Genomic DNA, 24,653 nt, shown 5'->3' on the forward strand with positions numbered 1-24,653 from the left:
GATTTATAGAGATATGGAAAAATGAAAAATATACTTTCAATTTGCTTTTTAGCAGCAATAAGTTCTTATAGTTTTGCTCAAGACATTAAAGGCATTTCATTTTCTCATCAAGAGTGGGAAATCTATTGTAGTAATACCGGTACTTGTAAGGCTGCTGGCTATCAAAATGAAGACAATGGTGATAATCCAGCTTCAATTTTAATAACGCGTAAAGCAGGGCCAAAACAACCTGTGCAAGTTGAGTTTACATTGTCTGACTATGAACAAAGCATGCCTGCAAATCAGCTTAAAAATATCCATTTTTATATCAATGGCAAAGACTTAGGGCTTGTGGCTGTAGATGGTACTGAGCTGCCAATTATGGGTAAATTAACTAGTTCACAAGCCAATGCTGTACTGCAGCAGTCTAAACAGAAAACTGAAATTGTATTTAAAAATGCGCAACATGAATGGAAAATTTCTGATGCCGGTATGACTGCTGTGTTATTAAAAATGGATGATTTTCAGAAGCGTATTGGGACCGTTGGTGCTTTAGTCAAAAAGGGCAGTGCCAATGAAAATCAAGTGCTGATGCCTGAACCAAAACTAGTTGTAAAACGTATTAAAACGGCAACTAAACCTTACTTAACTTTACAGCCAAAAAATAAACAGTACCAAACAATATACCGTAGCCTGATGGCAGCTAAACCGAATCCGAAAGAAGACGGCTTTTGTGAAGGCGTTTATGGCGGTAATAGTGATGGAGCTGAACCACAAGAAATTGACCTATATAAATTAACCAATCAAAAAGTTCTGGCGACTACATTGTGTTGGAGAGGGGCTTATAACGAAGGGTATGGAGCTTGGGTACTCGATGAGTCTTTAAATGGTAAGGCAACGTTTGTGACCGAGTCCGCTTCAGATTTCGATAGCGGTATGATCAGCAGTTCTCAAAAGGGACGAGGTATTGGAGATTGTTGGGCAAGTGAAGAATGGGTCTGGGATGGCAAGAGTTTTGTGCATACTAAGGATATGTGGACGGGTATGTGCAAAGGCTTGGCCGCAGGTGGGGTGTGGGAGCTTGATCGTATTGAATCAGTCGTAAAGTAAGTATTTTACAGTTACAGAGTCATAACAGGTAACTTTGGTGACTCTGTGATAAAAAGAACAGATTGTTTATTGGAGCTAGACCTATGTCACGTCATCTTTACGCTATTGCTCGCCATAAGTTTTCACATCTGAGTCGTTCAATATGTGTGGCGGCGGCTGTACTAGGTACAACACAAATTGCAATGGCTGGTCCAACGGTCGATCAACTCAGTGATTGTCTGGTTAAAGCGACAACAGCTTCTGATAAAACCACGGTGCTTCAATGGACGTTTACAGCTTTAGCGGCTCATCCCGATTTAAAAGCATTTAGTAATGTAACACCTGAGCAAAAAGACCAGTTAGACCAAAAACTGGCTCAGGTTTTACAGCGCGTGATTGTGGAGCAATGTTCTACCCAAACTAAAGCTGTGATTAAGGCAGAAGGCGTGAAGGCAGTTGGTGAAGCTTTCCAACAGTTAGGTCAAAGTGCTGGTGAAGATATTGTTAAAGACCCAGCTGTTAAACAACAGTTGCAGGGCACATTACGCTATATCGATTTAAATAAATTGGTGACAACGTTTTTAACACCAGAAATTTGGAATAAGCTGGGAATTACAAGATAAAAATCTAGTTCTCTCTTTTATTAATAAAGCCTGCTATTAAATAGCAGGCTTTATTTTAATTAGAATGAATAGAGCTATTTAGATAGTAATTTTAGCGCCTAAAACTTTCACAAACTGTGCTAACCAAGCTGGATGGGCAGGCCAAGCCGGAGCCGTTACTAAATGCCCATCGGTAACGGCATCAGTTACAGCAATGTCTGCATATTGCCCACCTGCTAATTTTACTTCGGCTGCACATGCTGGATAAGCTGAGCAGAGGCGGCCTTTTAAAATGTCTGCCGCAGCGAGTAACTGAGCACCGTGGCATACGGCTGCAATTGGTTTTTTCACTTTATCAAATTCACGTACAATTTCGACAACGCGATCATTCATACGTAAATATTCTGGTGCACGACCACCCGGAATGACTAGGCCTACATAGTCTTCGGTATTAACGGCATTAAAATCATAGTTAATCGCGAAGTTGTGACCACGCTTTTCGCTATAAGTTTGCTCACCTTCAAAATCATGAATAGCCGTTGCAATATGGTCGCCGTTCTTTTTATTCGGACAAACAGCATGCACGGTATAACCTAAACCAGTTAAGAACTGAAAAGGAACCATAGTTTCATAATCTTCAGCATAGTCACCGACTAACATTAAAATCTTTTTAGACATATTTTATTCCTCTTTTTAAAATATAAGTGATTTCAATTTTTAATTTAAATTAGCACAGTCACTGAGCAATTCTTTAGAAAAAAGCCCATTCTTTAGTCGAAGAGTGGCTGAAATTGGGGTGTGAGAATAACAAATACAGTTTTTGATAATTCACTGGTATTAGTTACGTAATAGGCGACATGGATGTCGCCGTTAGGCAGAGGTATCAGGGATGTGCCTTCTGCCTAACAGATGGTTTTGTTACTTTTGCCAAAACAAGAGTAAAGCTATATTTTTTTAACCAAATTTTTGATTATCTAGGAAAGTAATTAAATCTTTATTTGAGTTAATTTCATCAGCTTTTATTTTTGATATTATTTTTATTATACTCATAGCTAAGTAGTATCTTATTTGCTTTAACTCTTTGGTTTCAATATTTATGTTTCCACCATGTGCAATACCACTACGTTTTGCATATAAATTGCACATAGTGTTGTAAACTAGTTTTCTACTTTCAATGTCATCTTTAGCTATTAAAAAAGCAGTATTTTCAGCTAATACTTTTGTAATGGAGTCTTTACCTGTAGTTAATAATGATTCCATTCCAATAGCACAGAATAAAAAGCTCTCATTTAAACTTTCCGAATTAATGGATGCACTATACCAATTTATAGAAACACGCAATTTCTCTAATAAGTCATTGTTAAAGCTGTTAGTTAGTATAGGAAAGCATAATTCTTTAAATTTAGAACCAATATTACTTAGACTATCTATATTATTCCTTTGTGAAAAGCTAAAATCGACATTGTAAATAATTTCATCACTTAGTGCGCTAGTACTTAATTCGTCATAATTTACGCATAATGGTTGAATTCTATCTTTAACTTCATAAGTATGTACTTGAATGTGGAATTTATAACTTTTTGATATATGAGTAATGAAAATAATTTGATTTATGAACTCTTTAGCATCATTTTTACTTTTTTCTTTGGCCATTAATGGGTCGCCAAGATTAGAAACCTCAATAACTGTTTTATTTTTATATTTTTTTATTGTATTTTTTAGCTCTTTTAAAAATATATCTTTGGGATCAAATGTCCCATTTCTTTTTCGCTCATCTATGACTAGTTTTATATTTTTATTTATTTTTTCTGAAAAAGAAATGTTATTTGAGTTTTTTTCATTAAAATTTCCAAGAGTTATATTTTCAAATGAATATATTTTATCGCAGTTTAATCCTTGGATGATGAAATAGAAGAAATTAGTTTGTTGACTATAAATTTTCAGTTCTGAAATAACTTTATTAAACTCAAAAAAAATATCTAAACTACTATTCTGAACATATTCTTTGAATAGTTTTTTTATTTTTTTATCTATAGTTTCCAAAGCTATTAAATCAATTAGATTGGTTGTTTTTAATATAGAGGTAAGAAATACAGTCCAATTAAGAGATGTTTCTATTGAGAAACCGTAACTTATATCGCTTAAAGTAGCAAAGCCGCCTGAAGCCATAGCTGTATGAAAATCAAGCATATTGTCTTTAAAATAATCAAAATATGTAATTATAGATCTTGGTCTATCTATTTTTATTTTATTAAAATCCATAAAAAACCCCACTTTAAGTGAGGTTTTTATCGCATAAAAACAATGAATTAGTCAATAAATCAACCAATCAATTTTTTCATTAATTCATTTACTTGCGCAGGGTTTGCTTTACCCTTAGAAGCTTTCATGACTTGACCAACAAGACCGTTAAAGGCTTTCTCTTTACCAGACTTGTACTCTTCAACCATTTTTTCATTGGCTGCAAGTACTTCTTTAATAATTGCTTCAATTGCACCAGTGTCGGTTTCTTGCTTTAAGCCTTTTTCCGCAATAATGTCATCGGCAGATTTACCTTTCGACTCCCACATAAAGCCAAAGACTTGTTTTGCAATCTTACCGCTAATGGTGTTGTCAACAATACGAGCAATCATGCCACCAAGCTGTTCAGCAGAAACAGGTGAGTCAGCCAAATCTAGGCCTGCTTTGTTTAAAGCACCTGAGAATTCGCCCATTACCCAGTTTGCAGACACTTTACCTTGCTTCGCACCGCCAGCAGCAGCTACAACAGCCTCATAGAAGTCCGCCATTTCGCGTGAGAGTGTAAGTACGTGAGCATCGTACTCAGTTACACCAAAGTCTGCGATAAAACGTGCACGGCGTGCAGCAGGAAGCTCTGGAAGTGCAGCGCGAGCAGCTTCGATTTGCTCATCTGCAATAATCACAGGTAACAAGTCTGGATCTGGGAAGTAGCGGTAATCGTTTGCTTCTTCTTTAGAACGCATTGAACGCGTTTCCATTTTGTTTGGATCAAACAAACGAGTTTCTTGGTCGATACTTCCGCCGTATTCCAAAATTTCCATTTGGCGTTCAATTTCAACATTGATCGCTTGCTCAATGAAACGGAATGAGTTGAGATTTTTAAGCTCACAGCGCGTACCAAAAGGTTGGCCCGGACGGCGTAAAGACACGTTACAGTCTGCACGGAATGAACCTTCCGCCATGTTACCGTCAGAGATACCTAACCAACGTACTAATGTGTGAATCGCTTTGATATAAGCAACAGCTTCTTCAACTGAACGCATGTCTGGTTCAGAAACGATTTCAAGCAAAGGGGTACCAGCACGGTTTAAGTCAATGCCAGACATACCTTCAAATTGGTCATGTACAGATTTACCCGCATCTTCTTCAAGGTGGGCACGAGTTACGCCAATACGTTTAGTCGTACCATCTTCAAGCTGAATGTCGATATGGCCCAAGCCCACAATCGGATTGTCCATTTGGCTAATTTGATAGCCTTTTGGTGAGTCAGGGTAGAAGTAGTTTTTACGCGCAAATACTGAAGCTTGGTCGATGTAGGCATCGATACCCAAACCAAAGCGAATTGCAAGATCAACTACTTTTTCATTCAAAACAGGGAGTACACCTGGCATCGCCAAGTCTACAAGGCTCGCTTGTGTATTTGGGTCTTGACCAAATTCAGTCGATGAACCAGAGAAAATTTTAGAATTGGTTGCAAGCTGAGTGTGAATCTCGATACCAATAACGACTTCCCAACCGTCAATCAATTTCAACTTTTGAGCTTCAGCCATTATGCATTCTCCTCAGCAATTGCCGCACGTTGAGTATGGAAATCGGTATTTTGTTGGTATTGATGAACAATCGACAATAATTGCGATTCTGACCAGTAGTTACCAATTAATTGTAAGCCTACAGGTAAGCTGTCTTTATCGAAACCAACAGGAGCATTAATGGCTGGTAAGCCTGCTAAGTTCACTGCAAGTGTATAGATATCGCCTAAATACATTTCAGTTGGACTTAAGTTCGCACCAATTTTATATGCAGTTGTTGGTGCAGCAGGAGCCGCAATCACATCTACATTTTCAAATGCTTTTAAGAAGTCTTGTTGAATTAAACGACGTACTTTTTGTGCTTTTACATAGTAAGCATCGTAATAACCCGCAGAAAGCGCGTATGTACCAATCAAAATACGACGTTGAACTTCTGGACCAAAGCCTTCTGAACGAGAACGCTTATAAAGATCCATCAAGTCTGCTGGATTTTCACAGCGGTAGCCATAGCGAACACCGTCATAACGTGACAAGTTAGATGATGCTTCTGCTGGTGCGATGAGGTAATACGTCGGTACATAGGCTTCAGTCATGTTGAGATCGATCTCAACAAGGGTTGCACCCATTTCTTCAAGCTTTTTCAAAGACTCTTCAACACGTGCTTTAACGTCTGCATCTAAGCCTGCAACGTTAAAGTACTGTTTAGGAATACCTATGCGTAAACCTTTTACAGATGTGCCATTTAAATTTGCAACGTAGTCATCAACTTCTTTTTTAACCGAAGTCGAGTCTTTTGCATCGTGACCTGCCATTACGTTCATCAGGTAAGCACAGTCTTCGGAAGAGCGTGCCATTGGGCCCGCTTGATCTAAAGATGATGCATAAGCAATGATCCCGAAACGAGATACACGACCATAGGTCGGTTTTAAGCCTGTTAAACCACAGAAAGAGGCAGGTTGACGAATTGAGCCACCTGTATCAGTACCTGTAGCGAAAGGTGCTAAATCAGCTGCTACAGCCGCCGCAGAACCACCTGATGAACCACCAGGAACATGGTCAAGTGCCCATGGGTTACTTGTTGCACCAACATATGAGCTTTCAGAAGTTGAACCCATCGCAAACTCATCCATGTTCACTTTACCTAAAGTGACAAGACCAGCTGCTTTAGTTTTTTCAACAACAGTTGCATCGTAAGGAGAGATGAAGTTGTCTAATATTTTTGAACCAGCAGTGGTTTTAATGCCTTTGGTACAAAAGATATCTTTATGAGCAAGTGGAATACCCGTTAAAGCGGTTGCATTACCGGCTTTTAAAGCTGCATCGGCTGCGTTGGCTTCAGCAAGCGCTTGCTCAGGCGTAACCGTCACGTAGCTTTTTACCAGTGGGTCAATTTTAGCAATACGTTTTAAATAGTGTTCAGTCAATTCGCGAGATGAAAACTTCGCTTGGCTTAAGCCTTCAGCAAGTTCACGAATTGATAAGCGATGTAAATCAGTCATGAGTAAAATTTCTTTACATTCAAAATTGGGAAGATGGATTAATTGACTAAAAGTTATTCAATCACGCGAGGAACAAGATACAAACCATCTTGAGTTGCAGGTGCAACAGCTTGGTATTCATCTCGATGATTACTTTCAGTTACCACATCAGCACGTAAAGGTTGAGGATTGTCAAAAGGACTCTTCAAAGGTTCTACGCCTTCCGTATCAATGCCTTTTAAGGTTTCCATCATGCCTAAAATTTTATTTAGACTTTGAGCATATTCAGCAGATTGCGTATCATTGAGCGACAATCGAGCAAGATTGGCGATTGCTGAAACTGTTTGTGCATTTAAATCTGCTGAATGCTGTGCATCCGATGTAGACATAACATCACCTAATCAGTATTAAAAATTTTCAAAATATCGTGCGTTATAATAAGCGATTGACTTGTTCAAATCATCACATTTAGTTTAAAGTTGCCACCTTGCATCCACATGAAAGTTTAACTGAGAACGAACCGTGATTCTAAAACGACTAATTGGCTTGTTTTCGCCGGATCTAGCCATTGATTTAGGTACAGCAAATACACTTATTTATGCACCAGGCCGCGGCATTATATTAAATGAACCAACAGTTGTGGCAATTCGTCACAGTGGTTCACAAAAAATTGTTGCTGCTGTAGGGCTGGATGCGAAACAAATGTTAGGCCGTACGCCTGCAAATATTTCTGCAATTCGTCCAATGAAAGATGGTGTAATTGCAGACTTTGAAGTGACTGAAACCATGCTGAATCAGTTCATTGGTAAAGTTCACGAAAAACGTTTGTTCCCACCTGCACCTCGTGTAGTTGTATGTGTACCATGTAAATCAACTTTGGTCGAGCGTCGTGCGATTCGTGAAGCCGTATTTAATGCGGGTGCCCGTGATGTGCGCTTAATTGAAGAGCCGATGGCGGCTGCAATTGGTGCGGGTATGCCAGTTGAACAAGCATGTGGTTCTATGGTTGTGGATGTTGGTGGTGGTACAACTGAAATTGCAATTATTTCATTGCAAGGTTGTGTCTATGCTGATTCTTTACGTATTGGTGGCGATGTATTTGATGAGCAAATCATTAATTATGTTCGTAAAGCTCACGGTTGCGTAATTGGTGAAACCACAGCTGAAATTATTAAGAAAGAAGTAGGTATGGCTGTTTCTGATGGTACGACATTAGAAATTGAAGTACGTGGTCGTAACCTTGCAGAAGGTGTGCCTCGTGCAATTACTGTAACTTCTGACGAAATTACTCAAGCGATTTCTGACCCATTACAAAGCATTGTAAGCGCGGTGAAATCAGCTCTTGAACAAACTCCTCCTGAACTTTCTTCAGATATCGCTGAGCGCGGTATTGTGTTGACAGGTGGTGGTGCGTTACTTCGTAATCTCGACAAATTATTAGCTCAAGAAACTGGTTTACCAGTTGTTGTGGCTGAAGATCCTCTTACTTGTGTAACCCGTGGTGGTGGTAAAGTATTAGAATTCTTCGACAACCCGAACCATGACATGCTTTTCGTCGGTTAAGTTTAAGGATTAGGCGGTGCAACCGAATATTTTTTCAAGACAGCCGCCATCTTTCCGCTCGTTCATTATTGCGGTCATTACATGCTTGGTTGTGCTTTTCTTTGATTGGCGTATGCCTTATGTAATTCAGCCAGCAAGGGATGTCTTGTACGCTGCATATAACCCAATTTATGCGCTTGCAAGTTATCCGGTACTGTCGAGAGAATGGCTGAATCAACAAACTAAATCTGAAACACAACTTCGCCGTGAAAACACTGCAATGCAGGCCGAGCTGTTACAAGCTCAGGTTCGTTTGCAGAAGCTGTCAGAACTGTCTGCTGAAAATACCCGATTACGCGGCTTACTTGATACACCATTAATTATTGATGGTCGTATGGAAATTGCTGAAGTAATTGGAACAGATGCCGATCCGCTGCGTCATATCATCATTATTAACCGTGGTTCAATGGATCACCTCAAGGTTGGTCAAACGGTTCTGGATGATAAAGGGATTATGGGGCAAATCATTAATGTGTACCCTCATAGTTCACGTGTGATGTTACTTTCTGATAAAGAGCATTCACTATCTGTTCGTCTAGAGCGTACAGGTATGCGGGCGATTGTTTCTGGTACTGGCGATTTAGGTCGCTTGAAAATGGAATATGTTCCAACCAGTGCAAATATTCAGGTTGGCGATAAAGTATTGAGTTCTGGCTTAGGTGAGCATTTTCCAGCAGGTTACGCAGTGGGTACAGTAGCTAAAATTCGCCGTCATAATTCAGGTGAGTTTGCGGAAATTGATATTACTCCAGCTGCTCAGCTCGCAACGGGGCATCATGTTATTGTACTTTTCTCAGACTCATTAGCGAAGGAGCAGCCATATGCCGATCGCTAAATTGAAACGTGAGAAGCGTAATGATCCATTATGGGTAATTATACTCTCTGTAATCATGGGTTCAGTACTCATGGTTTACCCATTGTCCTACGATATTTCTGGCTGGCGACCATTGTTCATGCTTATGATCATGTTGTTTTGGGTCGTTTGCCAACCAACATGGTGTGGAGTATGGTTTGCATTTGGTATGGGGCTTTTTACAGACTTACTACTTGATGCTCCATTAGGACTAAATGCACTGAGCTTTGTTATTGTTACCTTTGTTACCCGGTTTTTAATACGCGAGCGTCGTATTTTGACTTTCGGTAATTTATGGACAATTGCCACTTTGGTTATTATTGCTCATTTAGCCTTTATGTGGGTGACCCAAACCATGGGAGGTACTCACTTCTCAATTGCTCGCCATTGGCAACCATTAATGACCAGTGTTCTAACTTGGCCAGTAGTTTATTATTGTTTAGCAAAATGGCGCATTTAGTTTTAGCTTCCAGTTCTCCGCGTCGGAGAGAGTTGTTGCAGCAGTTGGGTTTAGATTTTGAAATTTATAGCCCTGATATTGATGAATCTGTTCATGACGGTGAGCTGGTTTATCAATATGTTGAGCGTTTAGCTAGAGAAAAAGCCCAAGCCGTATTAAATATTTTTCCAGATGCCGTGGTTATTGCTGCCGATACAAGTCTTGGGCTTGATGGTCAGATTATTGGTAAACCTGACTCAAAACAGCATGCCTTTGAAATTTGGAAACAATTATCTGGCCGTTGGCATGATGTGTTTTCCGGAATTTGTATTGCGACACAGCAGCAAATCTTGAGTCAGGTGGTGCAAACACAAGTTGAATTTGCGGCCTTAACTACACAAGATATGGAAGACTATTGGGCCACAGGAGAACCTGTAGGGAAGGCCGGTGCGTATGCAATTCAAGGAATTGCTTCGCAATATATTCCCAAAATTCAAGGAAGTTATAGTAATGTGGTAGGACTTCCTTTGTATGAATTTTCACAGTTATTCAAAAGAGTGAAGACATAAGGGGTTGTTGATAATTCTTGATTGAATTGCATTGTCGATGAATAGTGGACAAAGCTACGTTAACAGTCTCTCTGACTCTTTAATAAAAATTTTATAATGCTTTGAGTTTATGTATGTCAGAAGAACTACTTATTAATGTCACGCCTATGGAGTGTCGGGTGGCATTAATCGAAAATGGAACTGTTAATGAGCTGTATGTAGAACGTACAGTTAAACGTGGTTTAGTCGGTAATATCTACAAAGGTAAAGTTGTTCGTGTACTGCCTGGTATGCAAGCGGCTTTTGTTGATATCGGTTTATCTAGAACAGCCTTTTTACATATTAATGATATGGTTTGGCCTCGTTCTCAACCAACGCCTAACGTTTTTGAATTACTTCATCCAGGACAAACGCTTACCGTTCAGGTTATGAAAGATATGCTGGGTACAAAAGGCGCCCGCCTGAGTACAGATCTTTCAATTCCTTCTCGCTATTTAGTTCTCATGCCATATGGTAATCATATCGGGGTTTCTCAGCGTATTGAGTCAGAAGAAGAACGTGAGCGTTTACGTAATATCATCGAAGGTATTCAGGCAGAGCACAATCTACCGGGGAGTGTGATTGTACGTACTGCTGCTGAAGGCGTAGATGATGCTGAGATTGCGCAGGATATGTGTTACCTCAGTAAGTTATGGGAATACATTCAGCGTAAGCAAGTTGACGTTGCAGTACCTTCCTTAATTTTTGAAGAATTACCGCTACCACAACGAATTATTCGTGATTTAGCAAGTGAAGAAACTGCAAAAATTTATGTCGACTCGAGAGAGATTCATGGAAAACTCCGTGAATTTGTAGATGAGTTTGTACCGAATATGCAAAGTCGCCTGATTCATTATCCAGGTGAACGCCCATTATTCGATCTTTATAACGTTGAAGAAGATATTCAAAAAGCGTTACAAACCCGTGTTGCTCTAAAGTCTGGTGGTTATCTAATGATTGACCAGACTGAAGCCATGACGACCATTGATGTGAATACTGGTTCTTATGTCGGTGGTCGTAGTCTGGAAGACACAGTCTTTAAGACGAATATGGAAGCGACTCAGGTTATTGCACGTCAGCTCAGACTAAGAAATCTGGGCGGTATTATCATTATTGATTTTATTGACATGCAAGAAGCCATTCACCGTGAAGAGGTGATGCGTCAATTTGAAAAAATGCTTGAACGTGATCATGCGAAAACCAAAATTACTCAAGTATCTGAACTTGGTTTAGTAGAAATGACCCGTAAACGGACGAGAGAATCACTCGAGCACTTGTTATGTGAGTCGTGTCCAACGTGTCAAGGACGTGGTTTTGTCAAAACAGCAGAGACAGTATGTTACGAAATATTTCGTGAGATATTACGTTATACCCGTGCTTTCGAGTCTACGAGTGGCTTTACTGTTGTTGCGCATCCATCGGTGATTGACCGATTATTAACTGCAGAAGCCCCAGCAGTGGCTGATTTAGAGCATTTTATCAACAGAGTTATTAAATTTCAGGTTGAAAATTTATATACGCAAGAGCAATACGATATCATTTTAAGTTAAAGTTGTAACAAGATATCGCTTAATCCTTGTTACAACTGAAATTTTACTTTCATTCATGAATTTTAAATACTACTTACATACAGTAGCCCTAGACGTTCTCCCTATTTAAAACGTCTTAGCAAACAATAAGAGGTATAACCCATGAATGTAAGTGAAAACTTAATTAGCAACGGTCTTAAACATGTTTTAGAAAGCACGCCAGTAAATAGCTGCTATATGTTGAATGACCAAGGTAAAGAAGTACCGATCACAACTGCAATGATTCGTTCAGTATGTCATCAGTTACTTAATCAGTGTCGAACAATTAAAAAATAAGGGGCCATTTCAAAGCCCCTTAGTTTTTCTTAACCAACCGAATGATGTTTTAGTTGTTTCTCTTCAATAATCTCTTCAAAACGTTGAATCTCGTCTTCAAGATGAGTTAGAAGGTTTTGCATTTTAGGTAAAGCATTTCGACATGCTGTTAAACCTACTTCAAGCTTATCTAAATAGCTCGTCATCGTAATATTGAGTGCTTGCCCGTCCATGACAATAGAAGCTGGGTAAAGCGCATCTAATTTCGCACCATTCCAATAAAGTGGCTCACGTGGGCCTGGTACATTAGAAATCACTAAATTAAACGCTTGGCGCTTAGGAAGCATCCCAGACATGATGTTTAGACCTGCCGGACCATAAACCACAGCACTATAGTTTAAAATCTCATTTGCAGTCATGCGGCTAAAGCGTTGCTTCGAATTTTGCATACTACGACGAATGATTTCGAGTCGTTCTAAAGGCTGGTCTTTATGAGTCCCTAAATTCGCTAGAATCATCGTAATGCGGTTACTCACATCAGAATCATCTGTGCGTAGTGAAGCAGGAACCATGGCAATAAGAGGCTTTTTAGGCAAACTGTTATGACTAATCAGGTATTCACGTAATGCACCCGAACACACAGCAAGCACGACGTCATTAATCGTTACACCAAGTGCTTTAGAAATCTTTCTAAGACGGCTTAATTCAAATGATTGAGCTGCAAAGCGACGTGAAGCACTTACACGCTGATTTAAAATTGAAACTGGAGCTTGAAAAGTCGATACATAGTCAGGATTTTTCCCCATTTCTTTAAAAATGGTTTGTGATAACTCATGCATGACTTTAGGTGTAACTTCAAGTTGTGACTTGATGCCTCCCAAAATACTTTTGATTTTACTGGTACTTGGTTTTGGCACTTTTAAGCGCTTTGTTCTTTTACTTTCTACACACCAAAGGGGAACTACATGTTTTTCTTGTGGGGTCTTGGATAGAGACTTTTCAATTAAGCGCATACCTGCAACGCCATCTACCATGGCATGATGAATCTTAAAGTACATCGCGAAACGATTACCTTCGATTCCTTCAATAATGTCGCACGTCCAAAGCGGTTTTGCTCGGTCAATTAAAGAACTATGCTGCTGCGAAATATAAACCAGTAACTCACGGATTCGACCAGGATGAGGCAGAGCAATATGGCGGAAATGGTGATCGATATCGAACTCTTCGTCTTCATCCCAAAATAAACCATTTAAACGGTTATTAAAGGGTGGTACAGGAATACTTTTTGATTGGCGAATTTCTTCTACTAAATCACGAACAAAAGTTTCAGGGGCATTTTCAGGAATTTCAAATAAAAACAATCCGCCAACATGCATCGGTTGTTGTCTTTTTTCTAGTGATAGAAAAATAAAATCAATAGGGTGTAATGGACGCATAACTTGTTGTGCCTCATGCTTTTTTCTAAGAAGCCCTTAACTGAGCTCTTATTAGAATTATAGAACCGTAAAATTTAGTATATAGCGTTTATTACAGATTAAATATGACTTTGTGTACGAGATATAACTGTAAAAAAAACCACTGATTCATCAGTGGTTTTTTTATACCAGACTATTTTTTTAAGTTGCCTGCGTGTAAGCCACATTCTTTTTGCGTTGCTTCTTCCCACCACCAGCGGCCTTCGCGTTCATGCTGGTTTGGAAGTACTGCACGAGTACATGGTTCACAACCAATAGAAACGAAACCACGCTCATGTAAAGGATTATATGGAATTTCCATCATACGGATGTAACTCCATACTTCGGCGCTAGACCAGTTCGCAAGCGGATTATATTTAATGAGTTGTTTGTCTGGACCAGAGAAACCTGCGTCAGCTTGTACGACAGGAATTTCGGTACGTGTACCCGGACTTTGATCTTTACGTTGGCCTGTAATCCAGCCATCTAAAGTTGCAAGTTTCTTACGTAAAGGTTGAACTTTTCGAATACCACAGCATTCTTGGTGCCCATCTTTAAAGAAGCTAAATAAGCCTTTTTCATTCACCATGCTTTGCACAGCTTCAGATTCAGGAAAGCAAATTTCGATATTAATATTGTAATGCTTACGAACAGTTTCAATAAATTGATATGTTTCAGCATGCAAGCGTCCGGTATCAAGGCTAAAAACACGGAAAGGTTTGCCTAAACGTGAAGCCATATCAATTAAGACGACGTCTTCTGCACCTGAGAATGAAATTGCGATTTCACCTTGTTGGCTTAATGCAAGTTCTAAGATCTCGCGTGGGCTTTTAGCTGCATATTCAGCTGCGAGAGCATCAACAATATCAATAGTCGGAATAACGGTCATGGGTGTTCCTGGCAAAAGGCTTGGGCGCATTGAGTTATGAAAAATATTCTAAAGGATAGTAAATAAATTACTTAGCACTTTAATTTCGATCCTTATGAATAAAATTGATTTGATCAATAACAACGCAAAACTGAAAATCTTAATGGTATGATACAGCAATTTTTAACCAACGTTGGAAGCATTCATGGAAATCGTATGCCTAGATCTTGAAGGGGTTTTAGTTCCTGAAATCTGGATCAATTTCGCAAAAAAAACAGGGATTAAAGAACTAGAAGCAACAACTCGTGATATTCCAGATTATGATGTTTTAATGACTCAACGTCTGAATATCTTAAAACAACATGGTTTAGGCCTAAATGACATTCAAGAAGTGATTGCTGAGATGGGACCATTACCAGGTGCCAAAGAGTTTGTTGAATGGGTAAGTACTCATTTCCAACTTGTGATCTTGTCAGATACCTTCTATGAGTTTGCTCATCCTCTAATGAAACAATTAGGGTGGCCAACAATTTTCTGTCATAAGTTAGAGACAGATGAAGAAGGAATGATCACCGCTTATAAACTACGTCAACCAGATCAAAAACGTGAGTCAGTTAAAGCACTTCACGGTTTAAATTTCCGTGTAATCGCGGCAGGGGATTCATATAACGATACAACCATGCTTGGTGAAGCTGATCATGGCTTCTTATTTGATGCACCTGCAAATGTGATTGCTGAGTTCCCTCAGTTCCCAGCAATTCATGGCTATGATGCATTAAAAGAAGCAATCCGTTCAGTTTCGCAGCGTAATATTCCTGCTTAAGAATGGACAATAAAAAAGGCGCTTTAAGCGCCTTTTTTATATGTGATAATTTTTGGGCTTAGAATTTATAACCAAGTTTTAAGCCATAAGCGATGGCATTGTTGTCAGAGAACTCTGCAACATATTCATCACCACCAGCTTGTGCGCCAGTTTGAGCCTTAGCATCGCCTAACCAGAAGTATTTTACGCCGCCAGCAATGAAGGTTTGTGGAGTAGGGCTATATTGAACACCTAAACCTACGTTCCAGTAACCTTCTGTTGGACCTAAAGTAGTTACAGGGTTACCTGCACCAGAGTCCCAACCTACAGAGACGTTACCTGCCCATTTTTCGTTAAGTTTACGACCCACACCAGCATTAACAGACCATTGATCATCTGCGTATTCAACTAAGTTAAAGCCATTTGGACGACCAATAATACCGCCTACAGCTTCTGAAACTTTACCAAATTTATATGGTTGAATTGAGAAATCTTTCCAGTTCACCCAACGTACGTTAGCAAATGCAACTGTATCCGCCATAATCCCTGTTTGGAAATCAAGGTTAACAGACTGTGGCGTTGTAATGGTAGTTTTGCCTTCAGTATTAATTGCCTGAAGTTTAGAAGCTGGGACATCCAAACCAGCAAGTACTGAAGTAAGACCTGGGAAATTTAATATAGATAAATTTTCATTAATATTCACTTTATGGTCAATTTCAGAACGATAAGTTACAGATGCTTTAAGGGCAATTTCAGGAATTTGATAAGCTGCACCTACTAGCCAACCAGCGCCTGTAGTCTCTTTAATATTCGCATCATAGCCATTATAAAGGCTATAAGCTTGACCACGTAAACTTACATTACCTTTAACTGTTTGTAATACAGGACCTGCATAGAAGTTGAAGTTTTTAGTTGGTTGATAACCAAATACAAAAGATAAGTTTTGAGTATCAACTTTAACTTTAGTGCCACCACGACCTAAATAATTGTTTGCAGCATTAATAGCATTTTGGGTGTTTTGTAGAGCTGTTAGTCCTGCACCTACAGTTGTATTTCCTCCAGCAGCAACTTGTTGTAATGCTCCTAAAACTTCTGTTTGAGTTGGTTTTGTAGGATCACCGCCAGTAGTATTCGTCACGGCTATAAGAGCTGGTGTAAATGCTGCTCCAGATGCTTGAATCAACTTCTGAATTGAGCTGGTTGCCAAGTCCCCTAATGCTTTTTGACTTAAAATAGTATCAGTGCCTGGATTCGAAACGAATACGTTGTTACCTGAATATTCTGCATCTGCTCCAAATGGTTGGTCATAGAGTAAACCAAAAGAGAATTTATCGTTAAGTTGTAGTTTTAATGCAGCACTTGGGAAGTAGTAATCATTACCCATATCGTCAATATTACGACGTGTTGCGCTTGTTCCTGCTTCTTTACCCTCTACAGTTGGGTCTAAAACAGAAATACCAGCTTCAAAGTAATTACCTGGTTGTAAGAATGCAGACATTGACTGTCCAGAGCGATCCAAAGCTGCTGCGAAAACCCCAGTTGCAGGCAGCGTTGCCAAAATCATTGCAGTGCTCAGATGTTTTAATTTCATTTTAATCTTTCCTTGAACTTCAAGACATTTTTTTAAAAGTAACAGAGTTAAACCGTTTAAACTGTGTTGCCTTCAAAGCTTTTAATTACAAGTTTCAAAGCTTTGATAACTCCATGTAACAAAAATAGCATAATTACACTAAGAGTAAATCTGTTATATGAACTGGGGAGTACTCATTTTTTATACAAAAAAAGTCAATAAAGAATGAAATATGGAGAAATTTTTACATTATTAAACTATTTTAAATAATTGATATTTATATTTTTAATCTATTAGTAATAAGCCATGTATTTATGACATTTTTGTCAAAAATCCAAGAAAAATGGTCAAAGATTTTTTTGTAAAAATATGAGTTGATTGATCATGAAGTGAGTATTGGTTATCATTTTTACTGGATAAGTCTAGTTTCTCTACATGTGTATATTATTGATTCCATTTTATATTATTCAGAATAGAGCATAAATCAGTATTTATTTTTTACCATTTGATCAATTTTTTGGGTGTTTTCAGCAGATAAGTTTAACCGTCTAAAATACAAAGAATGAACCAAATTAAAAAGTATGAATACAAGTATTCCGTTTTAGAGTTAAAACAAACCGTTAAAGGGGATATAACTTTTCATCAAATTCTTCAAGTTTGGGAAACTTTAAAGGTTCAAGCTGGTCGAGGTGGGTAAGGTACGTTATATAGTCCTCAAGAATGGTTTTTCGTGCTTCTTGGCTAATATAAGGTACATGATAGGCAATGAATGGTGGAAGAACTTCAAAACCGCTATAAGCCAAGGTACCGCGTTGAATAGGTGATAGATAATGCTCTATTGGTCCGTGAATAGAGTTCTCGCCAAACATATGCGTTCTACCGCCCAGTGTTAAACAGAGCATCGCTTTTTTACACGCCATACCACCGTGGTTATAAAAGCGTTTTCCGCCATAAAAAAGTCCTGAAACGAATACGCGATCAATCCATCCTTTTAAAATTGCTGGGACAGAGGTCCAGTAAAGTGGGAAGTTCAAAATAATCAAATCTGCTCGTTTTACTTTTTCAATTTCCGATTGGATATCAGGTGCTAAAAGATTTTGCTTGGCGGCATTACGTTGTTCTAATGCGTAATTAAAATAGTCGGGTTGATTGAGTTCTAAAAAATCCTCTTTGGAAGCTACAGGGTTGAACTGCATTGCATACAAGTCAGAAACTTCTACATGATGACCTAACTTTTTAAAGGTTTGCTGAGCTGTTGTTTTTAATGAAGCTGTAAAAGACTGTGGCTCTGGATGAGCATGAACGATCAAAATATTCATAAGGTGACCTGTATTCTTTTCAGAAATTGTGCTGTCTAGTGCGATTCACTGGATTCCATTTTGAACAACTATGCATCAATTTAAAAACGTGGCATAGTTCATGAACTGACAGTTTTTACCATTTGACGCCACAATTATGATTGCTAGTGGACCACGCATGAATCCAGAATTACCTGGAACTTATATTAATTTATTAGTCGATATGGTTAAGCGCTGGAATATCTCTGGTGATCAGCTTCTAGATGGAAGTGGCATAACATTAGAACAATTAACCAAACCCTATTGGTATGTTGAATTTAATGCTTTAAACAAACTTCTTGAACATGCTATTGAACTCACTCATGAGCCAGCATTAGCGGGTTATTTGGCTTTGGAAATGAAAGCATCTTGTTATGGTTCGGTAGGTATGGCGGCCATGGTCTGTGCAAATTTAGAAGAAGCCCTAAAAACACTTGAACAATTTATTGGATCACGTTGTGATGCATTTAAGCCAGAGTTAAAACAAGAACAAGATTATATTTACTGGTCTATACGCCAGCCTTTGAAAGCTTTTCAGTTGAGTTCAGATGCTACTATTTTTTTGTTATTAGGTTTTATTCAAATCGCGAAACATCTAACAGGATTATCATTTTTAGGTACCGTTAAGTTAAATATGTCTGAACCCGTCGGTTTTTCAAAACTAAAAGACGAATTGGGTGTAGATTGTTTATTTAATGAAAAACAGAATGTCTGGATTTTTCCAAAAGAATATTTATCGCAGCCTATCCTAACGGCCGACCCGATGCTTGCACCTTTACTGAAAGCACAGTGTAAAAAAGATATAGATAAATTGAAGTTACGCAGTGGATGGAAAGCAGAAATTAGTCACGTAATTAAAAAATTATTGATGAATAGTCAGGGGGAAATGTTAAAAGTTAAGCAAGTCGCTCACATGATGAATATGTCAGAGCGGAGCCTACAGCGGTATTTGGCAACCGAAAATACAAGTTTTTCAGCATTAGTTGATCTAAGTCGAAAGCAGCAGGCACAAGATCTTTTAGAAAATAGTGCAATATCAATTGAAGCTGTGGCTTTAAGTTTAGGTTATGCAGATACATCCCATTTCACTCGCGCATTTAAACGCTGGATGGGAGTGACACCGAAGTATTATCAAACTCAGTTAAAACTAAAAAAATTAGATATACGTGAATAATAAAGAAGACCACAAATTTGAAAGTGGTCTTCTAAATAAGCATTAAGTTGATGGTTCTTGTTTTGATGAAAGTGAATGAATCACTTCAAAATAGCTAGGCGGAACTGGAACATGACCTCGTTCTCTTAATACTTTGTGCATACGCGGTAATTTAAAATATGGCACTGAAGCCATTAAATGATGTTCCATATGGTAGTTTACGTGGATTGGTGCAACAAAACTTCTCGCAATCCACCCAGCTCGTGTTGTTCGAGTGTTGGTTAAAGCAGTATTACTGGTTTGCATACCAGCATGTTCTGCCATAGAGCGAATACGTAAAAAAAGTGGAAATGGGGTTAAGTAAGCTAGAGGCCATAACCAATAAAAACGTTGTTGACCAAATGCTTTTAGAACACCATAAAGTGCCAGATTGGTTGCAATAGCGCCCGTACTGTTTTTTGCAATACTCTTTGCATAGTCCGTGAAATTTTTATGACTGCGGTCTAACCAGATTTGATCATTGGCAACAGTCCATTTCATGATATCTAGATCCATTAAAACTCGACCTAAGCTAAATTTTAATCCAGTCATACCTGTTAAGTCGCGTAAGAATTTACGAGTCAGAGACTTTTTACTGACAGGAAAACCAGCAACTAAAGAAAGATCTGGATCATCTGGAGTAGATGTTTTTGCATGGTGACGAACATGATGTACACGATATTTTTGAAGATCATTCCAGATGGGGCGGGCGCATAGCCATTCACCGACGAAATCATTTATTTTCTTATTTTTGAACAGACTTTTGTGAGACGCGTCGTGCATTAAAATTGCGAGACATAACTGACGACCCGCCAAGATTGCTAAGGCAAGCATACATGCTAATAATTTACCCCAACTCGGTAAGTAATCCCACATCATGATTAAGCTGGCGAATGTTCCACCAATAACAGCCCATGTACTGGCAACAGCCCAAGCACCATAGACATCTGAAGGTTCTGTAAGCTCTTGTATTTCCTCTCTACTAAATAGGTCCGTAACACTTACCTGTGTATTCATTTTTATTCTCCCAAATTAGAGTTTGGTATCTGTATTTTATATTACAACTATAGTCATAAAAATTTAAAAAATGAAATATTTGTTTGTAAAAAAATAAATCAGATGACTATAGATTTAATTCTTGTTCATATATTTTTTTCCAAAGTTTTTGGCCGATTGCGTCTAGCTGTTGTACATCTTGAGCAAATTGATTACGCGCAGACTCATTTACAAATGGTGTTGGTAATAGGGGGTCATTCATGAGCAAAGCAATCGTTTCCCTACCTAAAAGAAGGGCTTTAACTGCTGCATCATTTAAGGAGAGGTGAGTATAGTTCTCAAGCCAGTGTGTGATATCTCGACTATACATTTCATAATTTTTTTCGAGTTGTTTGGTATCCCATAAAGAAAAAATTTGCTTAAGCGTTGATGGCTCGAAGTGCTGAATAATACAAATTTTTGCTTCTTTCTCTAGTCCCGCTAGAACAAGCTCCTCACAGGTTTTTTCAAAACTATAAGCTAAATTGTCTGGGCGGATGTAAATACCCGTTTCTAATTCTTTAAAACCAAATTGACGCAGCACACGTTCACGCTTTTTAAGAGCAGTTCGGTCTATACGGCCAAGTGTGCCTGTAAACACAGCAAGATAATGTTGCTGCCATTCTTTAGTTTGTTTAATACCATTTTTACGATTGAGAATTACTTTTGCCCAATCTTTCGTAGAAGGTGAAAGTTGATAGATTCCGCGTTCTACGCTTTCGATCATACCTTCATTTAATAAACGGGTTGTCGCAACTCGAATACCGTTTTCACTTAAGTTAAACAGTTTGGCGGCCACCAAAATTTGTTTAATCGTAAGTTGAGAGTAAGCAGAGGAAAGAAAGAGATCGATAATCAGATGACGTGCGTTGATTTTAGTATTTTTCATTCTGTTTAAATTTTAAATATAAATGACATATGCTTGAAATAATATCATGTTTATTTGATGTTTTAAGATGGTTTCTTGGCTTGCCTGAGTGTAAGAGCTTTTATTTATAACTAGAAGACGATTTGTTTTTGATTAGATTTTATCTTTTTACGATAGTTAACCTAAGTTTGTCATAATGATGTGATACATTATTGCACTTTAAATAATCGGCCTTTAATTAAAGGCAATAACCAAAATGCTAGAAATGATCTGATATTGAACATGAATTAGGCCAAAGTATTGGTTTATCCATGATATAAAACAACTTTTTAGACCTTTCTAGTGATTAACTTTTTGAGCAAGTGATGGAAAATTTTGAAGTTATAAAAGCACTATTTCTAGGATTTGTTGAAGGTTTAACTGAATTTTTACCTATTTCCAGTACTGGCCATTTGATTTTATTTGGTCATATTATCGATTTCCATTCAGATGGTGGTCGTGTATTCGAAGTAGTGATCCAGTTAGGTGCTATTTTGGCAGTGTGCTGGTTATATCGACAAAAAATTATTAACTTGATTAAAGGCTTCTTTAGTGGCGATGTAGAGTCGCGTCATTTCGCTTTTAGTGTATTAATTGCTTTTTTCCCAGCAGTGATTATTGGCGTTTTAGCCGTCGATTTTATTAAAAGTGTTTTGTTTAGCCCAATTGTGGTTGCGATTGCCCTCATTGTTGGTGCACTGATTATTTTCTGGGTTGAATCTAAACAGTTTGAGCATAAAACATTAGATGCAACAAAAATCACGTTTAAGCAGGCGCTTTTAGTTGGTCTTGCTCAGTGTGTTGCGATGATTCCGGGGACTTCACGTTCAGGTGCGACAATTGTAGGCGGGATGTTTGCAGGTTTATCACGTAAAGCTGCAACAGAGTTTTCGTTCTTCCTTGCGATGCCAACCATGTTAGGTGCAGCAACATTTGATTTAATTAAAAATGCTGATGTGTTGACCTCAGACAATATGATTAATATTGGTGTTGGTTTCGTTGCAGCATTTATTGCAGCTTTATTTGTAGTAAAGGCACTGGTACTTTTTGTTGAACGCCATACGCTACGCGTATTTGCTTGGTACCGTATTGTGCTCGGTGTAATTATTCTGATTGCATCAATGTTCTTTAACTTATCTGCTTAATAGTCAGACTAAGTGAAAAAACCTAGAATCTTCTAGGTTTTTTTATGCCTAAAAATAGCTTTAACTTGCTTATTTATACAAAGTACTACCAAGAAATACTTTTCCCTTTTAGTTTGATTGATATAGTAAATCTTAAATAGCCCGTAAAAAATAAAGCAATGCAACAGAATGATTTGATGAAAAAATTGGTAGAGGCTTTTTTATATTTGGCTCCTCAAGAAGGTCTATATCCTACCTATATTTCAAATATCACTCTTATGAGGGTAGATCATTCCACACAACCTGTTGCTGTATTACAAGAGCCTTCAATTGTTTTAGTCATACAAGGTGTAAAGCGTGGTTATATCGGGAAAGATACTTTTCAGTTTCAACAAGGCCAGTGTTTACTCATCTCGATTGCTATTCCTTTTGACTGCGATACGTTGGTTGAAAATGAACCAATGCTGGCAATTGCGATTAAGTTTGAAGCGAAAATGATGGCTGATTTAGCCACTAAAATGGATAAACAGCAGCAGCCATCTATAAATGAGCTTGAAAAAAGAGATATAAAGCTCAGTTGTGGTTTAAATATTATAGACATGAACACGGTAATATCTGAGGTTGCTTTACGCTTGTTGAATTTACTTCGTTCTAAACAAGATACTGCGATATTGGGAGAACAGATAAAACGAGAACTCATTTATCGGGTTTTGCAGGCAGGTAGTCGTGATTTAATCGAAAATCTTTCGGCGATGATAAGTCGAAATAGTGTGATTTATACAATTTGTGAAATTATTCAAAGAGATTATTATCACAATTTAACGGTTCAGGAACTTGCTAAACAAGCGGGAATGAGCGTCTCTCTTTTTCATCAAGCGTTTAAGAAAGTCACCAACTATTCTCCATTACAGTACATTAAGATTACTCGATTACATAAGGCACGTGATTTAATCTTAAATAATCAAATGGGTGTTGCTGAAGCCGCCTATCAGGTTGGGTATGTAAGTGCTTCACAGTTTAGTCGAGAGTTCAAACGGCTGTTTGGAGTTCCACCTAAATCTTCAATGAATTAAAGTAAATCAATACATTTAAAATATAAACCAAACATGGAGCATATCAATGAGTCTTCCAACAACCATGAAAATTGTTGAAATTACGGTTCCCGGCGGACCTGAGGTCTTAAAACTTCAAGATTCAGATGTTCCAGTACCTCAAGCAGATGAAGTGTTAATTGAGGTAAAAGCTGCTGGAATTAACCGTCCAGACGTATTGCAGCGTATGGGTTTATACCCAATGCCTAAAGGTGTTACGCAAATTCCAGGTCTTGAAGTCGCTGGGGTCGTGGTTTCTGTAGGTGACCAAGTGCAACAGTTTAAAGTTGGAGACAAGGTTTGTGCTTTAACCAACGGTGGTGGTTATGCAGAATACTGTGCTGTTACTGCAACGCAAGTATTGCCAATACCTGAAAATCTAACATTTACACAAGCTGCTGCGATTCCGGAAACATTCTTTACAGTTTGGGCAAATCTGTTTGATATCGGCCGTTTAAAAGAAAACGAAACAGCACTGATTCATGGTGGTGCAAGTGGTATTGGGACCACAGCTTTAGCGATTTGCCATGCTTTAGGGATTAAAACTTTTGCTACAGTTGGAAGTGAAGATAAAGTTGCAGCACTTTCTAACTTAACGACTGCAATTAACTATAAAACCCAAGATTTTGAGCAAGAAATTTTGAAACACACCCAAGACCAAGGTGTTGATGTGATTTTAGATATTGTGGGTGGTTCGTATTTCTCGAAAAACTTAAATCTATTAAAACGTGATGGTCGACTTGTGATTATTGGTTTTATGGGCGGTCGAATTGCAAAAGAATTTGATTTACAAAAACTGATTTTAAAACGTGCAACCATTACTGGTTCAACCATGCGAGCACGTAATAGCCAAGAAAAAGCCCAGATTGCTCAGTCATTACATGAACATGTGTGGCCGTTATTAGCGCAAGGCAAGTGTTTACCGCAAATCTATAAAACCTATGATTTTTCAGATGTACAAAGTGCCCATGCATGTATGGAACAAGGTGACCATATTGGAAAGATCGTTTTAGAGATTAATACCTAATTT

Annotated in this window: 24 protein-coding genes; 13 read left to right on the top strand and 11 right to left on the bottom strand. The window is 38.3% G+C overall.

Going from position 1 to position 24,653, the window contains the following annotated elements:
* Window positions 1–21 precede the first annotated feature (21 nt).
* Window positions 22–1,089: a DUF1176 domain-containing protein gene (locus tag NE363_RS03425; RefSeq protein ID WP_445535823.1), complete on the top strand. Its 1,068-nt coding sequence runs from the start codon at window positions 22–24 to the stop codon at window positions 1,087–1,089.
* An 83-nt stretch (window positions 1,090–1,172) separates the two neighbouring features.
* On the top strand, window positions 1,173–1,691 hold the full coding sequence (locus NE363_RS03430; RefSeq protein ID WP_004705802.1) for a hypothetical protein: 519 nt from the start codon (window positions 1,173–1,175) through the stop codon (window positions 1,689–1,691).
* Between the two features lie 78 nt (window positions 1,692–1,769).
* On the opposite strand, the gene NE363_RS03435 is transcribed toward NE363_RS03430, so the two are convergent.
* The 5 genes from NE363_RS03435 to gatC form a co-directional block, all read right to left on the bottom strand.
* Window positions 1,770–2,348, bottom strand: coding sequence for a DJ-1/PfpI family protein (locus tag NE363_RS03435; RefSeq protein WP_445535824.1), 579 nt, complete (start codon window positions 2,346–2,348; stop codon window positions 1,770–1,772).
* 276 nt (window positions 2,349–2,624) lie between these two features.
* On the bottom strand, window positions 2,625–3,932 hold the full coding sequence (locus NE363_RS03440) for a HEPN domain-containing protein (RefSeq protein ID WP_039249974.1): 1,308 nt from the start codon (window positions 3,930–3,932) through the stop codon (window positions 2,625–2,627).
* A gap of 59 nt (window positions 3,933–3,991) precedes the next feature.
* Window positions 3,992–5,461 carry an Asp-tRNA(Asn)/Glu-tRNA(Gln) amidotransferase subunit GatB gene (gene gatB, locus NE363_RS03445; protein WP_039763093.1) on the bottom strand — a complete coding sequence of 490 codons (1,470 nt, stop codon included), beginning with the start codon at window positions 5,459–5,461 and terminating at the stop codon, window positions 3,992–3,994.
* Entirely contained in the window at window positions 5,461–6,939 is a 1,479-nt protein-coding gene (gene gatA / locus NE363_RS03450; RefSeq protein ID WP_445535825.1) for an Asp-tRNA(Asn)/Glu-tRNA(Gln) amidotransferase subunit GatA, read from the bottom strand. The genes gatB and gatA overlap by 1 nt, the downstream gene beginning before the upstream one ends.
* A 53-nt stretch (window positions 6,940–6,992) precedes the next feature.
* Window positions 6,993–7,307 (bottom strand): Asp-tRNA(Asn)/Glu-tRNA(Gln) amidotransferase subunit GatC, encoded by a 315-nt coding sequence (gatC, locus tag NE363_RS03455; protein ID WP_000107699.1) that lies wholly within the window; start codon window positions 7,305–7,307, stop codon window positions 6,993–6,995.
* A 133-nt stretch (window positions 7,308–7,440) separates the two neighbouring features.
* Between gatC and NE363_RS03460 the strand changes: the two genes are divergently transcribed.
* The 6 genes from NE363_RS03460 to NE363_RS03485 all read left to right on the top strand — a co-directional run bounded on the left by NE363_RS03460 (window position 7,441) and on the right by NE363_RS03485 (window position 12,264).
* Window positions 7,441–8,481, top strand: a complete 1,041-nt coding sequence (locus tag NE363_RS03460; protein WP_000601379.1) for a rod shape-determining protein — start codon at window positions 7,441–7,443, stop codon at window positions 8,479–8,481.
* Window positions 8,482–8,497: 16 nt separating this feature from the next.
* Window positions 8,498–9,355: a rod shape-determining protein MreC gene (gene mreC / locus NE363_RS03465; protein WP_004705808.1), complete on the top strand. Its 858-nt coding sequence runs from the start codon at window positions 8,498–8,500 to the stop codon at window positions 9,353–9,355.
* Window positions 9,342–9,833 carry a rod shape-determining protein MreD gene (gene mreD, locus NE363_RS03470; protein ID WP_134263147.1) on the top strand — a complete coding sequence of 164 codons (492 nt, stop codon included), beginning with the start codon at window positions 9,342–9,344 and terminating at the stop codon, window positions 9,831–9,833. Before mreC ends, mreD begins: the two co-directional genes overlap by 14 nt.
* Window positions 9,821–10,381, top strand: coding sequence for a Maf-like protein (locus tag NE363_RS03475; protein WP_004705811.1), 561 nt, complete (start codon window positions 9,821–9,823; stop codon window positions 10,379–10,381). The genes mreD and NE363_RS03475 overlap by 13 nt, the downstream gene beginning before the upstream one ends.
* A gap of 113 nt (window positions 10,382–10,494) precedes the next feature.
* Window positions 10,495–11,949, top strand: a complete 1,455-nt coding sequence (gene rng / locus NE363_RS03480; protein WP_004705812.1) for a ribonuclease G — start codon at window positions 10,495–10,497, stop codon at window positions 11,947–11,949.
* A 141-nt stretch (window positions 11,950–12,090) separates the two neighbouring features.
* The gene (locus NE363_RS03485) at window positions 12,091–12,264 is read left to right on the top strand and encodes a PA1571 family protein (protein ID WP_002116397.1); all 174 of its coding nucleotides are present in this window, start codon (window positions 12,091–12,093) and stop codon (window positions 12,262–12,264) included.
* Window positions 12,265–12,293: 29 nt separating this feature from the next.
* Here the strand turns inward: NE363_RS03485 and NE363_RS03490 are convergent, their stop codons facing one another.
* Both NE363_RS03490 and NE363_RS03495 read right to left on the bottom strand, forming a co-directional pair.
* A complete protein-coding gene (locus NE363_RS03490) occupies window positions 12,294–13,679 on the bottom strand; it encodes a WS/DGAT/MGAT family O-acyltransferase (protein WP_039249986.1) in 1,386 nt (461 codons plus the stop codon).
* A 172-nt stretch (window positions 13,680–13,851) separates the two neighbouring features.
* The gene (locus NE363_RS03495) at window positions 13,852–14,586 is read right to left on the bottom strand and encodes a phosphoadenylyl-sulfate reductase (protein ID WP_174722713.1); all 735 of its coding nucleotides are present in this window, start codon (window positions 14,584–14,586) and stop codon (window positions 13,852–13,854) included.
* Between the two features lie 184 nt (window positions 14,587–14,770).
* On the opposite strand from NE363_RS03495, the gene thrH reads away from it, so the two are divergent.
* Entirely contained in the window at window positions 14,771–15,388 is a 618-nt protein-coding gene (gene thrH / locus NE363_RS03500; RefSeq protein ID WP_017400224.1) for a bifunctional phosphoserine phosphatase/homoserine phosphotransferase ThrH, read from the top strand.
* Between the two features lie 58 nt (window positions 15,389–15,446).
* On the opposite strand, the gene NE363_RS03505 is transcribed toward thrH, so the two are convergent.
* Together NE363_RS03505 and NE363_RS03510 are read right to left on the bottom strand one after the other, a co-directional pair.
* On the bottom strand, window positions 15,447–16,958 hold the full coding sequence (locus NE363_RS03505) for an OmpP1/FadL family transporter (protein WP_107972418.1): 1,512 nt from the start codon (window positions 16,956–16,958) through the stop codon (window positions 15,447–15,449).
* A gap of 599 nt (window positions 16,959–17,557) precedes the next feature.
* A complete protein-coding gene (locus NE363_RS03510) occupies window positions 17,558–18,256 on the bottom strand; it encodes an NAD(P)H-dependent oxidoreductase (RefSeq protein WP_445535826.1) in 699 nt (232 codons plus the stop codon).
* 157 nt (window positions 18,257–18,413) lie between these two features.
* Here NE363_RS03510 and NE363_RS03515 point away from each other — a divergent pair, with 157 nt between their 5' ends.
* On the top strand, window positions 18,414–19,448 hold the full coding sequence (locus NE363_RS03515; RefSeq protein ID WP_445535827.1) for an AraC family transcriptional regulator ligand-binding domain-containing protein: 1,035 nt from the start codon (window positions 18,414–18,416) through the stop codon (window positions 19,446–19,448).
* A 42-nt stretch (window positions 19,449–19,490) separates the two neighbouring features.
* Here NE363_RS03515 and NE363_RS03520 read toward each other — a convergent pair whose 3' ends face one another.
* Together NE363_RS03520 and NE363_RS03525 are read right to left on the bottom strand one after the other, a co-directional pair.
* A complete protein-coding gene (locus tag NE363_RS03520) occupies window positions 19,491–20,483 on the bottom strand; it encodes a fatty acid desaturase family protein (RefSeq protein WP_445535828.1) in 993 nt (330 codons plus the stop codon).
* Between the two features lie 106 nt (window positions 20,484–20,589).
* Window positions 20,590–21,390: a PaaX family transcriptional regulator gene (locus NE363_RS03525; protein WP_445535829.1), complete on the bottom strand. Its 801-nt coding sequence runs from the start codon at window positions 21,388–21,390 to the stop codon at window positions 20,590–20,592.
* Window positions 21,391–21,734: 344 nt separating this feature from the next.
* Between NE363_RS03525 and NE363_RS03530 the strand changes: the two genes are divergently transcribed.
* The 3 genes from NE363_RS03530 to NE363_RS03540 all read left to right on the top strand — a co-directional run bounded on the left by NE363_RS03530 (window position 21,735) and on the right by NE363_RS03540 (window position 24,650).
* Window positions 21,735–22,553, top strand: coding sequence for an undecaprenyl-diphosphate phosphatase (locus NE363_RS03530; RefSeq protein WP_049065376.1), 819 nt, complete (start codon window positions 21,735–21,737; stop codon window positions 22,551–22,553).
* A 158-nt stretch (window positions 22,554–22,711) separates the two neighbouring features.
* On the top strand, window positions 22,712–23,605 hold the full coding sequence (locus tag NE363_RS03535; RefSeq protein WP_445535830.1) for an AraC family transcriptional regulator N-terminal domain-containing protein: 894 nt from the start codon (window positions 22,712–22,714) through the stop codon (window positions 23,603–23,605).
* Between the two features lie 46 nt (window positions 23,606–23,651).
* On the top strand, window positions 23,652–24,650 hold the full coding sequence (locus tag NE363_RS03540; RefSeq protein WP_445535831.1) for an NAD(P)H-quinone oxidoreductase: 999 nt from the start codon (window positions 23,652–23,654) through the stop codon (window positions 24,648–24,650).
* Window positions 24,651–24,653 lie beyond the last annotated feature (3 nt).

The sequence above is a fragment of the Acinetobacter sp. G18 genome (assembly GCF_052660225.1).

Coding starts and splice junctions, on each gene's coding strand:
- NE363_RS03425 (WP_445535823.1), top strand. CDS start 22: ATGAAAAATATACTTTCAATTTGCTTTTTAGCAGCAATAAGTTCTTAT.
- NE363_RS03430 (WP_004705802.1), top strand. CDS start 1,173: ATGTCACGTCATCTTTACGCTATTGCTCGCCATAAGTTTTCACATCTG.
- NE363_RS03435 (WP_445535824.1), bottom strand. CDS start 2,348: ATGTCTAAAAAGATTTTAATGTTAGTCGGTGACTATGCTGAAGATTAT.
- NE363_RS03440 (WP_039249974.1), bottom strand. CDS start 3,932: ATGGATTTTAATAAAATAAAAATAGATAGACCAAGATCTATAATTACA.
- gatB (WP_039763093.1), bottom strand. CDS start 5,461: ATGGCTGAAGCTCAAAAGTTGAAATTGATTGACGGTTGGGAAGTCGTT.
- gatA (WP_445535825.1), bottom strand. CDS start 6,939: ATGACTGATTTACATCGCTTATCAATTCGTGAACTTGCTGAAGGCTTA.
- gatC (WP_000107699.1), bottom strand. CDS start 7,307: ATGTCTACATCGGATGCACAGCATTCAGCAGATTTAAATGCACAAACA.
- mreD (WP_134263147.1), top strand. CDS start 9,342: ATGCCGATCGCTAAATTGAAACGTGAGAAGCGTAATGATCCATTATGG.
- NE363_RS03475 (WP_004705811.1), top strand. CDS start 9,821: ATGGCGCATTTAGTTTTAGCTTCCAGTTCTCCGCGTCGGAGAGAGTTG.
- rng (WP_004705812.1), top strand. CDS start 10,495: ATGTCAGAAGAACTACTTATTAATGTCACGCCTATGGAGTGTCGGGTG.
- NE363_RS03485 (WP_002116397.1), top strand. CDS start 12,091: ATGAATGTAAGTGAAAACTTAATTAGCAACGGTCTTAAACATGTTTTA.
- NE363_RS03490 (WP_039249986.1), bottom strand. CDS start 13,679: ATGCGTCCATTACACCCTATTGATTTTATTTTTCTATCACTAGAAAAA.
- NE363_RS03495 (WP_174722713.1), bottom strand. CDS start 14,586: ATGACCGTTATTCCGACTATTGATATTGTTGATGCTCTCGCAGCTGAA.
- thrH (WP_017400224.1), top strand. CDS start 14,771: ATGGAAATCGTATGCCTAGATCTTGAAGGGGTTTTAGTTCCTGAAATC.
- NE363_RS03505 (WP_107972418.1), bottom strand. CDS start 16,958: ATGAAATTAAAACATCTGAGCACTGCAATGATTTTGGCAACGCTGCCT.
- NE363_RS03510 (WP_445535826.1), bottom strand. CDS start 18,256: ATGAATATTTTGATCGTTCATGCTCATCCAGAGCCACAGTCTTTTACA.
- NE363_RS03515 (WP_445535827.1), top strand. CDS start 18,414: ATGAATCCAGAATTACCTGGAACTTATATTAATTTATTAGTCGATATG.
- NE363_RS03520 (WP_445535828.1), bottom strand. CDS start 20,483: ATGAATACACAGGTAAGTGTTACGGACCTATTTAGTAGAGAGGAAATA.
- NE363_RS03525 (WP_445535829.1), bottom strand. CDS start 21,390: ATGAAAAATACTAAAATCAACGCACGTCATCTGATTATCGATCTCTTT.
- NE363_RS03530 (WP_049065376.1), top strand. CDS start 21,735: ATGGAAAATTTTGAAGTTATAAAAGCACTATTTCTAGGATTTGTTGAA.
- NE363_RS03535 (WP_445535830.1), top strand. CDS start 22,712: ATGCAACAGAATGATTTGATGAAAAAATTGGTAGAGGCTTTTTTATAT.
- NE363_RS03540 (WP_445535831.1), top strand. CDS start 23,652: ATGAGTCTTCCAACAACCATGAAAATTGTTGAAATTACGGTTCCCGGC.